The organism is Shinella sp. Sh6 (genome assembly GCF_055392685.1).
Genome location: NZ_AP044005.1, coordinates 1,550,736 through 1,563,754 on the forward strand (window position 1 = coordinate 1,550,736; position 13,019 = coordinate 1,563,754).

General features: G+C 67.0%; 12 protein-coding genes. 7 read left to right on the forward strand and 5 right to left on the reverse strand.

The genetic code is table 11. The features are described from left to right. Nucleotides 1-51 precede the first annotated feature (51 nt). On the reverse strand, nt 52-1,203 hold the full coding sequence (locus tag ACZ5TO_RS07660; protein ID WP_464800085.1) for a ceramide glucosyltransferase: 1,152 nt from the start codon (nt 1,201-1,203) through the stop codon (nt 52-54). Nucleotides 1,204-1,355: 152 nt separating this feature from the next. Then, complete coding sequence (locus tag ACZ5TO_RS07665) at nt 1,356-1,901, reverse strand: cysteine hydrolase family protein (RefSeq protein ID WP_464800086.1); 546 nt, start codon at nt 1,899-1,901, stop codon at nt 1,356-1,358. A 101-nt stretch (nt 1,902-2,002) separates the two neighbouring features. On the opposite strand from ACZ5TO_RS07665, the gene ACZ5TO_RS07670 reads away from it, so the two are divergent. Further along, complete coding sequence (locus tag ACZ5TO_RS07670; protein ID WP_464800087.1) at nt 2,003-2,947, forward strand: GlxA family transcriptional regulator; 945 nt, start codon at nt 2,003-2,005, stop codon at nt 2,945-2,947. A 3-nt stretch (nt 2,948-2,950) separates the two neighbouring features. Here the strand turns inward: ACZ5TO_RS07670 and ACZ5TO_RS07675 are convergent, their stop codons facing one another. The 3 genes from ACZ5TO_RS07675 to ACZ5TO_RS07685 all read right to left on the reverse strand — a co-directional run bounded on the left by ACZ5TO_RS07675 (nt 2,951) and on the right by ACZ5TO_RS07685 (nt 6,447). Continuing rightward, entirely contained in the window at nt 2,951-4,354 is a 1,404-nt protein-coding gene (locus ACZ5TO_RS07675; RefSeq protein WP_464800088.1) for a serine/threonine protein kinase, read from the reverse strand. Then, entirely contained in the window at nt 4,354-5,094 is a 741-nt protein-coding gene (locus ACZ5TO_RS07680; RefSeq protein WP_464800089.1) for a metallophosphoesterase family protein, read from the reverse strand. The genes ACZ5TO_RS07675 and ACZ5TO_RS07680 overlap by 1 nt, the downstream gene beginning before the upstream one ends. A 99-nt stretch (nt 5,095-5,193) precedes the next feature. Then, complete coding sequence (locus ACZ5TO_RS07685; RefSeq protein ID WP_464800090.1) at nt 5,194-6,447, reverse strand: NAD(P)/FAD-dependent oxidoreductase; 1,254 nt, start codon at nt 6,445-6,447, stop codon at nt 5,194-5,196. Between the two features lie 130 nt (nt 6,448-6,577). Between ACZ5TO_RS07685 and ACZ5TO_RS07690 the strand changes: the two genes are divergently transcribed. The 6 genes from ACZ5TO_RS07690 to ACZ5TO_RS07715 all read left to right on the forward strand — a co-directional run bounded on the left by ACZ5TO_RS07690 (nt 6,578) and on the right by ACZ5TO_RS07715 (nt 13,011). Then, a complete protein-coding gene (locus tag ACZ5TO_RS07690; RefSeq protein WP_464800091.1) occupies nt 6,578-7,471 on the forward strand; it encodes a VOC family protein in 894 nt (297 codons plus the stop codon). A gap of 4 nt (nt 7,472-7,475) precedes the next feature. Beyond that, nucleotides 7,476-8,315, forward strand: coding sequence for a 3-deoxy-8-phosphooctulonate synthase (gene kdsA, locus ACZ5TO_RS07695; RefSeq protein ID WP_464800092.1), 840 nt, complete (start codon nt 7,476-7,478; stop codon nt 8,313-8,315). A 93-nt stretch (nt 8,316-8,408) separates the two neighbouring features. Next, nucleotides 8,409-9,683: a phosphopyruvate hydratase gene (gene eno / locus ACZ5TO_RS07700; RefSeq protein ID WP_464800093.1), complete on the forward strand. Its 1,275-nt coding sequence runs from the start codon at nt 8,409-8,411 to the stop codon at nt 9,681-9,683. A gap of 415 nt (nt 9,684-10,098) precedes the next feature. Beyond that, entirely contained in the window at nt 10,099-10,407 is a 309-nt protein-coding gene (locus ACZ5TO_RS07705; RefSeq protein WP_184141723.1) for an FtsB family cell division protein, read from the forward strand. A gap of 148 nt (nt 10,408-10,555) precedes the next feature. Continuing rightward, nucleotides 10,556-11,602 (forward strand): pyruvate dehydrogenase (acetyl-transferring) E1 component subunit alpha, encoded by a 1,047-nt coding sequence (gene pdhA, locus ACZ5TO_RS07710; RefSeq protein ID WP_184141721.1) that lies wholly within the window; start codon nt 10,556-10,558, stop codon nt 11,600-11,602. Nucleotides 11,603-11,619: 17 nt separating this feature from the next. Continuing rightward, a complete protein-coding gene (locus tag ACZ5TO_RS07715; RefSeq protein WP_464800094.1) occupies nt 11,620-13,011 on the forward strand; it encodes a pyruvate dehydrogenase complex E1 component subunit beta in 1,392 nt (463 codons plus the stop codon). Nucleotides 13,012-13,019 lie beyond the last annotated feature (8 nt).

Sequence of the window (13,019 nt, forward strand, 5' to 3'; positions counted from 1 at the left end):
TCCTTCCGTAAGGAGAACAAAGCCCGGCATCGCCGGGCTTTTTCTTTGTATTCAGGAGCCTGCGGGCGCTTCCTTCAGTTCGCAGGCATGCGTGCCGATAGTCATCGTGTTGCCGCGCCAGTCGATGGCGCCGCCGAGCCAGGCGCGCAGCCAGATGGCGGGCATCATGACGTCGCGCACGATCATCGCCGGCACGGACCAGCGCGACAGCCGCCAGCCCTTGGCGAAGGCGAGAGCGATCTCCGGCAGGTAGATGCCGGCGAGGACGAAAAGGACGGCGGGCAGAAGCCGCATGTCGCCGAAGAGCACCGCCGCCAGCGCCAGCAGCAGCGGCGGCAGGACGCCGAGCAGGATTTCCGGCGCGAAGAAGCCGGGGAAGGTGACGCGGCGAAGGCGCGACCAGCGGCACTGGCGCGACCAGACCTCCCGTCCTTTGCGCCGGCCGAGCGGCTGCTCGAAGGGTGCCGAGACGAGATGGACCTCGAGGCCGAGGCGGTTCACCAGCTTGGTCGAGGCGGCGTCCTCGGCGATCTCGGCGTTCAGCGCGTGGATGCCGCCGTTGGCGTCCAGCATCGGCTTATACCACAGCATGCTCTTGCCCTGCGCGAAGCCGAGGCCGACCGCTTCGCCGGCATATTGCCAGCGCGCCTGCTGAGTATTGAGGAAGGCGCATTCCACCTCGGCCCAGAAGCCGTCCGGCCGCGAGCCGAGCGGCGTCGAGCAGACGAGGCCCGAATCGCGCCGCCAGTCGCCCATCAGGTGCTGGATGTAGTCGGGCGGCATCAGCACGTTGGAATCGGCGAGGATCACCCAGTCGTGCCGCGCGGCCTGCCAGCCCTTGACGCAGTTGTTCAGCTTGGGATTGGCGCCGATGCGCTCGTCGCCAACGAGGATGCGCGCCTCGACCTGTGGGTGGGCGGCGGCGGCCGCCTCGATCAGCGGGACGATCGGGTCGCTGGCGTGGGCGACGCAGAAGAGGAGCTCGTAGCGCGGCCAGGCAAGGCGGAAGGCGCGCTCCAGCGTCTCGCCGGAAAAGTTCTCGATGCCGCGCACGGGAACGACGATGGAGACGGGCGGCGTCTTGCGCAGGTCCGGCGGCGGCGCGCCAGCACGGTCGAGCCGCAGGCCGGCGATGGCGATGCTGGCAAGGTTGGTCGCAACGAGGGCGCCCGAGGCAAGGGCGAAGGCCTGAGCCATGTCCATTCACGCAAACTCCGCTGGGCGCCGCCTTGCGCGGGCGCCGGGTCCATTCACGCGGCAAGGAACATCATCGTCACATGACACGGGAATGACGGGCGGAGCGCGGCCGCCCCCACCGGGGCGGAGGCGGCCGGATTTGCGGGGCAGGCCAAGGCCTAGGCGAGGAATTCGGCGGTCGTCGTGACCTTGCCGTAGCCGAATTCCAGCGCCGCCATGATGGTGGCGTGAACCTGCGCGGCCGGCACGCGCGAATCGCCGAAGGCCTTGTCGCGCGTGGCGCAGGCGTCGTGCACGACGGTGAGGCCGTAGCCGAGATCGGCGGCGGCGCGGGCGGTGGCGTCGATGCAGACGTCGCTCATCGCGCCGACGACCACCACGTCCTCGATGCCGGCCGCCTGAAGGGTTTCCCGCAAGGTCGTGTCGCGGAAGGAGTTCGGGTAGTTCTTGACGACGACGGCGTCACCCTCCTGCGGTGCGACCGCCGAGATCGGCTGGATGCCGTCCGTGCCGGGCGCGAAGAGCGGCGAGGCGGCATCCCTGGCGACATGGTGGACGTGCACGATCCGGTCGCCCTTCCGGCGCGCGGCTTCCACGACGCGGGCGGCGTTGGCCGCGGCCGCGTCGATGCCGACGAGCGGGAAACGGCCCGAACCGAGATAGTCCTTCTGGAGGTCGACGATGACGACGGCGCACTTGCTCATGGGAATTCCTTTCCGTTGGCGTTCGATGTCGTGGACATTCTGCCCCGGTCCTGCCATCTCTCGCCATTGGCGATATCGACATAATCCGGGGTGAAAGTGACATGGCGGCGGAAATCGGACTGGTGCTCTATCCCGGCGTGCAGATGGCCGCCGTGCTCGGCATGACGGACCTCTTCCAGGCCGCGACGGCACTCGCCGCACGCAAGGGGGCGGAGACCCCGGCGCTCGCGGTCAGCCATTGGGGGCTGGAAGCGGGGCGGCCGGTGCGGGTGAACGGTGTCGATACGCCCGGCAAGCCGGCGGTACTCGTCCTGCCGCCGGCGCTCGGCGACGCTATCCGCCGCGAGGATGCCGCGCCCTTCGCCGCGTGGCTGCGGCAATGCCACGGCGAGGGTGTCCGGCTCGCCTCGATCTGCGCGGGCGCCTATCTCCTCGGCGAGACGGGGCTGCTTGCCGGGCGCACCATCACGACGAACTGGGTGATCGCCGAGATTTTCGAGCGGCGCTTTCCCGACGTCCATGTCGATACCGACCGGCTCCTCAACGACGACGGCGATATCGTGACGGCCGGCGGCGTCATGGCCTGGGTCGATCTCGGGCTGATGCTGGTCGACCGCTTCCTCGGGCCGGGCGTGATGCTGGAGGTCGCCCGCCGCTTCGTCGCCGATCCGCCGGGGCGCGAGCAGCGCTACTACAGCGCCTTCTCGCCGCGCCTCCTGCATGGCGATGCGGCGATCCTGAAGGTGCAGCACTGGCTGCAGGCGAGCGAGGCGAAGGACGTGGCGCTGGAAACGCTCGCTGCGCAGGCGGGCCTCGAGCCGCGCACCTTCCTGCGGCGCTTCCGCAAGGCGACGGGGCTGACGACGAGCGACTATTGCCAGCGCCTGCGCGTCTCCCGGGCGCAGGAGATCCTGCAGTTCACCACCCGCTCGGTCGATCTAGTCGCCCTCGACGTCGGCTACAACGACCCCGGCGCGTTCCGCAAGGTTTTTGCCCGCATCGTCGGGCTGACGCCGGGCGAATACCGCAAGCGTTTCCGCTCCTGAGCCCTATTGCGCCGCCGGCCGGCTCCGCACCACGGTGACGGTGCAGGGCGCGTGCGCGGCAACCTCGCCGGAGACGCTGCCGAGCATGGAGCGCATGGCCGATTCGGCCCGCGCGCCCATGACGATGTGGTCGACATGGTTCTCGCGGGCATATTCGAGGATCGCATCGGCCGGCGAGACGGCCTCCAGCACGTGGAACGTGATGCCGCCGCCAGGGGCGGGAAGGCCGGTCGACCAGGTGCGCAGCGCGACGAGGCGCAGCACATGCTTGTTGCGGCCCTCCTCGTCGAGCGAGGTGTCGATGGCGATGCGGTTGATCTTCAGGACGTTGATGCAGGCGATGCGGGCGTCCGGCGTGTTCTCGACGATGCGCGCCACCGTCTTGCGCATGGCCTCGGCAAGGTCCGGCGCGCCGGCGGCAAGATCGACGGCGACGGCGACGATGGGGGCGTTGGCAAGCTGCGTCTCGGCCGCGCGGGGCTTCACCGTCTCGATGGGGACGGGGTTGAAGCGGCGGCGCACAACGACGGAGAAGGGATCGCGCTTCATCTTCTCCGCCCGCGCCGTCAGATTGACGGCGGAAAGGTCCTGCAGGTCGAGGGCGAGCTGGGCGGCGCTCGGATAGCGCCAGGCGGGGTTCACCTCCAGGCAGCGCAGGATGACCTCCTGCAAGGCGGGCGGGATGGCCGCGTTGCGCGCGCGGGGCGGCAGAGGATCGCGCCAGAGCCGGCGCTTCAGGCCCTTGAGGCGCTGCGGATCGCCGAACGGTCGCTCGCCGGTCGAGAAGAAATAGAGCATGACGCCGAGCGCGAAGAGGTCGCTGCGGAAATCGCTGCGCGTGCCGAGCACCTGTTCCGGCGCCATGTAGGGCGCCGTGCCGTAGGGCAGGCGGAACTGCTCGTCCATCAGGTCCGGCAGGTGGATGTGGCGGGCAAGGCCGTAGTCGATGAGCACGGCCTCGCCGCTCTCGCGGAACATCACGTTGGAGGGTTTCAGGTCGAGATGGACGACGTGCTGGCGGTGCAGCGAATCGAGCGCGACTGCGACCTTCGCGCCGATGGCAGCGACCTCCTCCGGCGGCAGCGGCAGGCGTTCCAGGAGCGGATAGAGCGAGGTGCCGGGCAGGCGCTCCATGACGATATAGGGGAGCGTGGCGAAATCGCCGTTGGCGACGAAGCGCGGCACGTGTGGGCCGGAAAGGCGCGGCAGGATCATCTGCTCCATCTCGAAGCCGACGATGGCGGCCGGATCGTCGCCCTCGCCGATGACCGGCACCTTCATCAGGATCGGGAAATCGACGTCCGGCCGGCTGACCGTCCAGATGCGCGCCATCCCGCCGTTATGGGCGATGTCCTCGATGAGGAAGCCGTCGACGACGTCGCCCGGTTTCAGCCGCGCCTTGACCATCAGCGCCCCCGCGCCAGACGCTCGGCGAGCGAGGCCGGCAGGCCCGCCGCGCGGATTTTCTCCGCCGCCCTCTCCACGTCGTAGGCGACGCGCAGGAAGCACAGCTCAGCGTTTTCCGTGTCGTAGAGCGCGAAGGCGGCGGCCGGGTTGCCGTCGCGCGGCTGGCCGACGGCGCCCATGACGGCGAGCCACCGGCGCTGCGGCAGGAGCGGCACGGGCGTGGCGGCGACGGGAACGAACGGCGTGATCCTGCCGCCGGGCGCCGTGCAGTAGAGAGCGGGCTTGTGCACATGGCCGCAGAAGCTGACCCGCGCGCTGCAGGCGGCAAGGTGCCGGCCGGCGTCGTCGGCATCCAGCACATAGTTCCATTCGGCGGGCGCGCTGGCATCGGCATGGACGAAGAGGCAGTCGCCCTCCCGCGCCTCGAGGGGAAGCGCGGCGAGGAAGGCGCGCGTCTCGGCGCCGAGCTGGCGGCGGGTCCATTCGAGCGCCAGCGTGGCGGTCGGGTTCATCGAGACGGACGGATTGCCGACGGCCTCGTCGTGGTTGCCGCGCAGCACGATGGCGCCCTGCGCGGCAAGCGTCATCGCCCGCTCCGCGCACCATTCCGGGTCCGCGCCGTAGCCGACGATATCGCCGAGCAGCGCGAAGCGCTCCGCGCCGGCCGCCTCGGCGGCGGCGAGCACCGCCTCGAAGGCTTCGCGGTTGGCGTGGATATCGGAGAGGACGGCAACGAGCATGGCGGTTCATCTTCGCAAGGTTGCCCAGACCATAGCGCGCCTTGCCCGCCCCAGCCATTCAACGGAAGGGGAATATCGCGTTACCCGCCTTGCGCTTCGTCAGGACCTGCGCGGCGGGAAGGCGAAGAGGTCGGCATCGCCGTCGCCGTGGCCGGCGATCTCCGCGGCGACGATCTCGGCCGCGATCTGGCTGAAGGTGATGCCGTTGCCGCCGAAGCCCATGACGGCGAAGACATTGTCGAGGCCGGGGACGCGGCCGATCAGCGGCAGGCCTGTGCGCGTCGTGCCGAAGGGCGCCGCCCAGGCATGGTCAGGCTCGGGGAGGGAGATACCGAGCAGCCGTTCCACCTTGCGGCGGATGGTGCGCGCCTTGCGCTTGATCTTTTCGGCCGAGGCGAAGGCCGTCGCGCTCTCCTCGTCCTCGCCGCCGGCAATCAGCCTGCCGTCGCGGGTGCGCCGCAGGTAGAGATAGGGATCGGCGCCCTCCCAGACGATGCAGTCCTTCAGCCAGTCGGGCAGGGTCGTGCCGGGCGGCGTGGCGAGCGCCCAGGTGGAGACGATGGCGTGCGAGGCGTCGGCGACGGCTTCCAGGAACTCGTAGCCCGAGCAGAAGACCGCGTGGCGGGCGGAAAGGATATGGCCGTCGGCCGTCGCGAGGAACACGCCGCTATCGGTGCTTCGGATGTCGGTGATCTCCAGCGGGCTGACGAGATCCGCCCCGTGCGCGGCGGCGGCGCGCAGGATGCCGGCGGCCATCTGCGCGGGGTTGGCCGAGGCGGAGACGTCGGAAAGGATCGCGCCGGTGCGCGCGATGCCGTAGCCCTCGGAAAGGCTGCGCGCATCGAGGAATTCGGCGGCGATGCCGGCCTCGTGCCGCGCCTTCGTCTCCGTGCGCAGGGCGCGGCCGCCATAGGCGTTGCCGGCGAGGAACAGCGTCTTCTTGCGCTCGAAGCCGCAGGAAAGATCGAGGTCGGCGACGATCTCGGACAGCCTCTCGACGGCGCGGGCCGAGCGCTGCCAGGCCCGGGCGGCCCGGGCCCTGCCGATCACGGCGGAGAGCCGGTGCAGCGGCACGTCGATCTCGTGCTGGATCATCGCGGTGCTGGCGAGCGTGCTGCCGCGCACCGGCGGGCGGCGGTCGACCACCAGCACCGAACGGCGCCCATCGGCAAGCGCATGGGCGGCGAGCGCGCCCGAGATGCCCGCGCCGACGATGACGACGTCGTAGCTTCCGGCCGACGGCTTCGGCCGGGCGCGGACGGAGATGCGCGGCGAATCGGCCCACAGCGGGCGGGATTCATGCAGGTCGCGCTGGCGGGTGATGTCGCGGGATGTGGGAATGGGGCTCTCCATGCGAAAGGATTCCGGCAACGGCACAGAAGCGGAAAAGTTCCCGCGCCAGGCGTGCAGGCCCCCGGTGCTTGCATTGCGGGGCGAAAGCATGCAAAGCACGAGGCGCCCGAAACACGACCGGATTTCGCCCATGACCGCACGTTCGAGAACGCCTCGCCCGATCGACCATCTGGTGCTGCCGGTGTCCGAACTCGGGCTTGCGCGCGAACGGCTGACCGCGCTCGGCTTCACCGTCGCGAAGGACGCGCGCCACCCGTTCGGCACGGAAAACTGTTGCGTCTTCCTTGCCGACGGCAGCTATCTCGAACCGCTCGGCATCGCCAATCGCGAGGAATGCGAGGAGGCCGCGCGGGCGGGCAACGTCTTCGTCGCGCGCGACCAGGCCTTCCGCTTCCGCCGCGGCCTCGAGGGCTTTTCCGCCGTCGCCATGGCGACGGACGATGCGTGGGGCGACGACCAGCGCTATGCGGCGGCCGGCTTTTCCGGCGGCCCGGTGCTGGAATTCTCGCGCGACATGCTGCTGCCGGACGGCACGTCGGCGACGGGCAGCTTCCGGCTCGCCTTCGCCGCGGACGCGCGCAGCCCCGATTTCTTCTTCTTCGCCTCGCAGCGCGTCGTGCCGCTGCCGGCCGACCGCAAGGCGCTCGAGGCGCATGAGAACAGCGTGACCGGGCTTGCCGAGGTGGTGCTGTCGGAACAGAACCCGACGGATTTCCAGTATCTCCTGCAGGAGGCTGCCGACGAGCGGGAGGTCGAGGCGCTTTCCTTCGGCATGTCGGTCGAAACGCCGCGCGGGCGCATCACGGTGCTGAGCGACGCCGGCCTTCAGGGTTTCTACGGGATCGCCCCGGCGCCCGGCGCGGACCGAGGCCTCAAGGGGCAGGCGGTCGTCTTCACCGTATCCGACCTTTCCGAATGCCGCCGACGCATGACGGCGGGCAGCGTCGCCTTCGAGGAGCGGGACGGCCGGCTCCTAGTGCCGCCGGCGCCGGGGCAGGGCGTCCTCTTCGTCTTTGGAGAATGAGCAGATGAAAACCAATTCCACCGTCGTCGTCGGCGAAGGGCCGAAGAAAGTCACCTTCTCGCAGACAGAACGCCTCTCGCTGATCGCCGGCCCCTGCCAGATGGAAAGCCGCGACCATGCCTTCATGATCGCGGAAACCCTTGTGAAACTCTGCGATCGCTTAGGCATCGGGTTCGTCTACAAATCGTCCTTCGACAAGGCGAACCGCTCCTCGCTGTCAAGCGACCGGGGGATCGGCCTTGAAAAAGGTCTCGCCGTCTTCGCAGAGTTGAAGAAGGCCTTTGGCATTCCGGTCCTGACGGATATCCATAGCGAGCAGCAGTGCGCTGTCGTGGCGGAGGTCGTGGACGTATTGCAGATTCCGGCTTTCCTGTCGCGCCAGACGGACCTGCTTGTCGCCGCCGCCAAGACCGGCCGCGCGATCAACGTGAAGAAGGGGCAATTCCTTGCCCCCTGGGATATGACAAACGTACTCGACAAAATCACGCATAGCGGCAATCCGAATGTCATGCTGTGCGAGCGGGGCGCGTCTTTCGGCTACAATACGCTGGTCTCGGACATGCGCTCTCTGCCTATCATGGCCGAAACCGGCGCGCCCGTTATCTTCGACGCGACCCATTCGGTGCAACAGCCGGGCGGCCAGGGAGCGACCTCGGGAGGAGAGCGGCGTTTCGTCGAGACCCTTGCTCGCGCCGCCGTCGCCGTCGGCGTCGCCGGTGTGTTCATCGAGACCCACGAAGATCCCGATATGGCGCCTTGCGACGGCCCCAATATGCTGCATCTGAAGGACATGCCGCGTGTTCTGGAGAAGCTTATTGCCCTCGACGACATCGCCAAGGGCTGAGGCTCCTTACGCCGTCATGCCATTGTAATTTCCGCATGGTCGACTAGAAGTGCATTTCAATCGATTAACAAACCCCGAAACAGGACGATATCCATGACTGCAATCATCGACATCATCGGCCGCGAGATTCTCGACAGCCGCGGCAACCCCACCGTCGAAGTGGACGTGCACCTCGAGGATGGCAGCTTCGGCCGCGCGGCCGTTCCGTCCGGCGCCTCGACCGGCGCGCATGAAGCGGTCGAACTGCGCGACGGCGGCAAGCGCTACCTCGGCAAGGGCGTGGAAAACGCCGTCGCCGCCGTCAACGGCGAGATCTTCGAAGCCATCGGCGGCCTCGACGCCGAAGACCAGATCCAGGTCGACCAGACGATGATCGAGCTCGACGGCACGCCGAACAAGGCGCGCCTTGGCGCCAACGCCATCCTGGGCGTGTCGCTCGCCGTCGCCAAGGCCGCCGCGGAAGCCGCCAACCTGCCGCTCTACCGCTATGTCGGCGGCCCGAACGCCCGCGTCCTGCCGGTGCCGATGATGAACATCATCAACGGCGGCGCCCATGCCGACAACCCGATCGACTTCCAGGAATTCATGATCGTGCCGGTCGGCGCCGAGACGGTGCGCGATGCCGTTCGCATGGGCTCGGAAGTCTTCCACACGCTGAAGAAGCAGCTCGCCGCCGACGGCCACAACACCAATGTCGGCGACGAAGGCGGCTTCGCGCCGGGCCTCGCCTCCGCGCCCGCCGCGCTCGACTTCATCATGAAGTCCATCGAGAAGGCCGGCTACCGTCCGGGCGAGGACATGCACATCGCCCTCGACTGCGCCTCGACCGAGTTCTTCAAGGACGGCAAGTACGTTCTCGAAGGCGAAGGCCGCACGCTGGAGCCGGGCGCCATGGCCGAATACCTCGCCGAGCTTGCCGCCAGGTACCCGATCTTCTCGATCGAGGACGGCATGGCTGAAGACGACTGGGACGGCTGGAAGCTGCTGACCGACAAGATCGGCAAGAAGACCCAGCTCGTCGGCGACGACCTGTTCGTGACGAACTCCGCGCGCCTTCGCGACGGCATCAAGATGGGCGTCGCCAACTCGATCCTCGTCAAGGTCAACCAGATCGGCTCGCTCTCCGAGACGCTCGACGCCGTCGAGACCGCGCACAAGGCAGCCTACACCGCCGTCATGTCGCACCGCTCGGGCGAGACGGAAGACTCCACCATCGCGGACCTTGCCGTCGCCACCAACTGCGGCCAGATCAAGACCGGCTCGCTCGCCCGCTCCGACCGCACCGCCAAGTACAACCAGCTCATCCGCATCGAGGAGCAGCTTGGCGCACAGGCCCGCTACGCCGGACGCTCGATCCTGCGCGGCTGAGCGGAGAAACAGTTTTTCCAGAACGGCGAAACCCGCATCGCAAGGTGCGGGTTTCGTGTTTTTGCGGGGTTAGGAGAGGGGGCTTCGGGCGCGCTGGGCGTGTGGCGTCGGGGCGCCTTTTCAGCGCGTGCCATGTGGTGTGGATCCTCGGGTCAAGCCCGAGGATGACGGAGAGGAGGAGAAGAGGGTGTGCCTATTCAGCGGCGCGGAACGAGGCTCCGTTCCTTCTGTCGTCGTTCCATTCTTCCTCCGTCATCCTCGGGCTTGACCCGAGGATCCACGCCAAACCCGCCACGTCCCCCGTCCGGCTCCCCACGCGGCCGCCGTCTTTTTCTTCGCCCCGCCCATCATGGTCAATAGTCGGTTAACCCCTTGGCGCTAGTGTGGAATCCGTATTGCGTATCAGGGCACCTGCATGTGGACCAAGCATCATAAGAAGCGGAAATTCGGCCGGCTGACGCTTCCGGTAATTACGGTCGCATTCCTTTCCTACTTCGGTTATCATTCCATCCATGGCGAATTCGGCCTGCGCGGATTGGAGGAATTCGAGCGGCAGAGAGTGGAGCGCCAGACGCGTCTGGACGTGCTCGTGCACCAGCGCCAGACCCTGGAAAAGGAGGTTGCCCTTCTCAGCGACGGCTCGCTTGAGCGTGACATGGTCGACGAAAAGGCGCGCTTCTATCTCAACATGTCCCGGGCCGACGAAATCGTCATTTTCCACTGATATTGCCGATTAACCGAAATCTGGTTAATCGTAATTATTACTTATTAATCAGCGGCTTGTCGAGAATATAAGCCATGCATTTATGGCATTGCTGTGGCCGGATTTCTCCCCTATGGTTTCCTCAAAAGGCAAACCTAGGGAGGTACGAATGGCTCCGCGTAAAACCGCGTCCACGTCCAGCCGCAAAACGGCGGCAAAGCCTGCAAAGAAAGACTTCAACGGCGGTATCATCGCCGATTTCTCCAAGGAAGACGATCTGAAGGCCTATCGCGAGATGCTGCTCATCCGGCGTTTCGAGGAGAAGGCCGGCCAGCTCTACGGCATGGGCTTCATCGGCGGCTTCTGTCACCTCTATATCGGCCAGGAAGCTGTCGTCGTCGGCATGCAGCTTGCGCTGAAGGACGGCGACCAGGTCATCACCGGCTATCGTGACCACGGCCACATGCTGGCCTGCGGCATGAGCCCGCGCGGGGTGATGGCGGAACTGACCGGACGCCGCGGCGGCCTTTCCAAGGGCAAGGGCGGCTCCATGCACATGTTCTCCAAGGAGAAGAACTTCTACGGCGGCCACGGCATCGTCGGCGCGCAGGTCTCGCTCGGCACGGGCCTCGCCTTCGCCAACCGCTACCGCGGCAACGACAACGTCTCGCTCGCCTATTTCGGCGACGGCGCGGCCAACCAGGGCCAGGTCTACGAGAGCTTCAACATGGCCGCGCTCTGGAAGCTGCCGGTCGTCTACATCATCGAGAACAACCGCTACGCCATGGGCACGGCCGTTTCGCGCGCCTCCGCCCAGACCGACTTCTCGCAGCGCGGCGCCTCCTTCGGCATTCCGGGCTACCAGGTCGACGGCATGGACGTGCGCGCGGTGAAGGCCGCCGCTGACGAGGCCGTCGAGCATTGCCGCTCGGGCAAGGGGCCGATCATCCTCGAAATGCTCACCTACCGCTACCGTGGCCACTCCATGTCGGACCCGGCGAAGTACCGCTCGAAGGACGAAGTGCAGAAGATGCGCTCCGAGCACGACCCGATCGAGCAGGTGCGCGCGCGTCTTCTGGAACGGAAGTGGGCGAGCGAGGACGACCTGAAGCAGATCGACAAGGAAGTCCGTGACATCGTCGCCGACAGCGCCGATTTCGCGCAGTCCGATCCGGAGCCGGATGCATCCGAGCTCTACACCGACATCCTGCTGTAATCCGGGGAGGGACACCAATGCCAATCGAAATCCTCATGCCCGCCCTGTCTCCGACCATGGAAGAGGGCACGCTTTCCAAGTGGGTCAAGAACGAGGGCGACGCCGTCAAGTCCGGCGACGTGATCGCCGAAATCGAAACCGACAAGGCGACGATGGAAGTCGAAGCCGTCGATGAAGGCGTGATCGGCAAGATCCTGATCCCCGCCGGCAGCGAGGGCGTCAAGGTCAACACGCCGATCGCCGTGCTGCTGCAGGACGGCGAGAGCGCCGACGCGATGGCAGCGCCCAAGGCCGCCGAAAAGCCCGCCGAGGCGCCCAAGGTGGAAGAGGCCGAAAAGCCGACCCAGCAGGGTTCCGCCGCCGCGCCCGTTCCGGCCGCCCCGAAGGTGGAAGCCGCCGCCGATCCGGATATCCCGGCCGGCACCGAAATGGTCATGACGACGGTGCGCGAAGCGCTGCGCGATGCCATGGCGGAAGAAATGCGTCGCGACGAGAGCGTCTTCGTCATGGGCGAGGAAGTCGCCGAATACCAGGGCGCCTACAAGATCACGCAGGGCCTCCTGCAGGAATTCGGCGCCCGCCGCGTCATCGACACGCCGATCACCGAGCACGGCTTTGCCGGCGTCGGCGTCGGTGCGGCCATGACGGGCCTCAAGCCCATCGTCGAGTTCATGACCTTCAACTTCGCCATGCAGGCGATCGACCAGATCATCAACTCCGCGGCCAAGACGCTCTACATGTCCGGCGGCCAGATGGGTGCGCCGATGGTCTTCCGCGGCCCGAACGGCGCGGCAGCCCGCGTGGCGGCCCAGCATTCGCAGTGCTATGCCGCCTGGTACAGCCAGATCCCGGGCCTCAAGGTCGTCATGCCCTACACGGCAGCCGACGCGAAGGGCCTCCTCAAGGCGGCCATCCGCGATCCGAACCCGGTCATCTTCCTGGAAAACGAAATCCTCTACGGCCAGAGCTTCGAAGTGCCGAAGATGGGCGATTTCGTGCTGCCGATCGGCAAGGCCCGCATCCACAAGAAGGGCAACGACGCGACGATCGTCTCCTTCGGCATCGGCATGACCTATGCCGTCAAGGCGGTCGCCGAGCTGGAGAAGGAAGGCATCGACGTCGAGCTGATCGACCTTCGCACGATCCGTCCGATGGACATTCCGACGATCGTCGAATCGGTCAGGAAGACCGGCCGTCTCGTCACCGTCGAGGAAGGCTATCCGCAGTCCTCCGTCGGCACCGAGATCGCGACCCGCGTCATGCAGCAGGCCTTCGACTATCTCGATGCGCCGATCCTGACGATCGCCGGCAAGGACGTTCCGATGCCCTATGCCGCAAACCTCGAAAAGCTGGCGCTGCCGAATGTCGGCGAAGTCGTCCAGGCGGTCAAAACCGTCTGCTACAAGTAAGGGGAGGG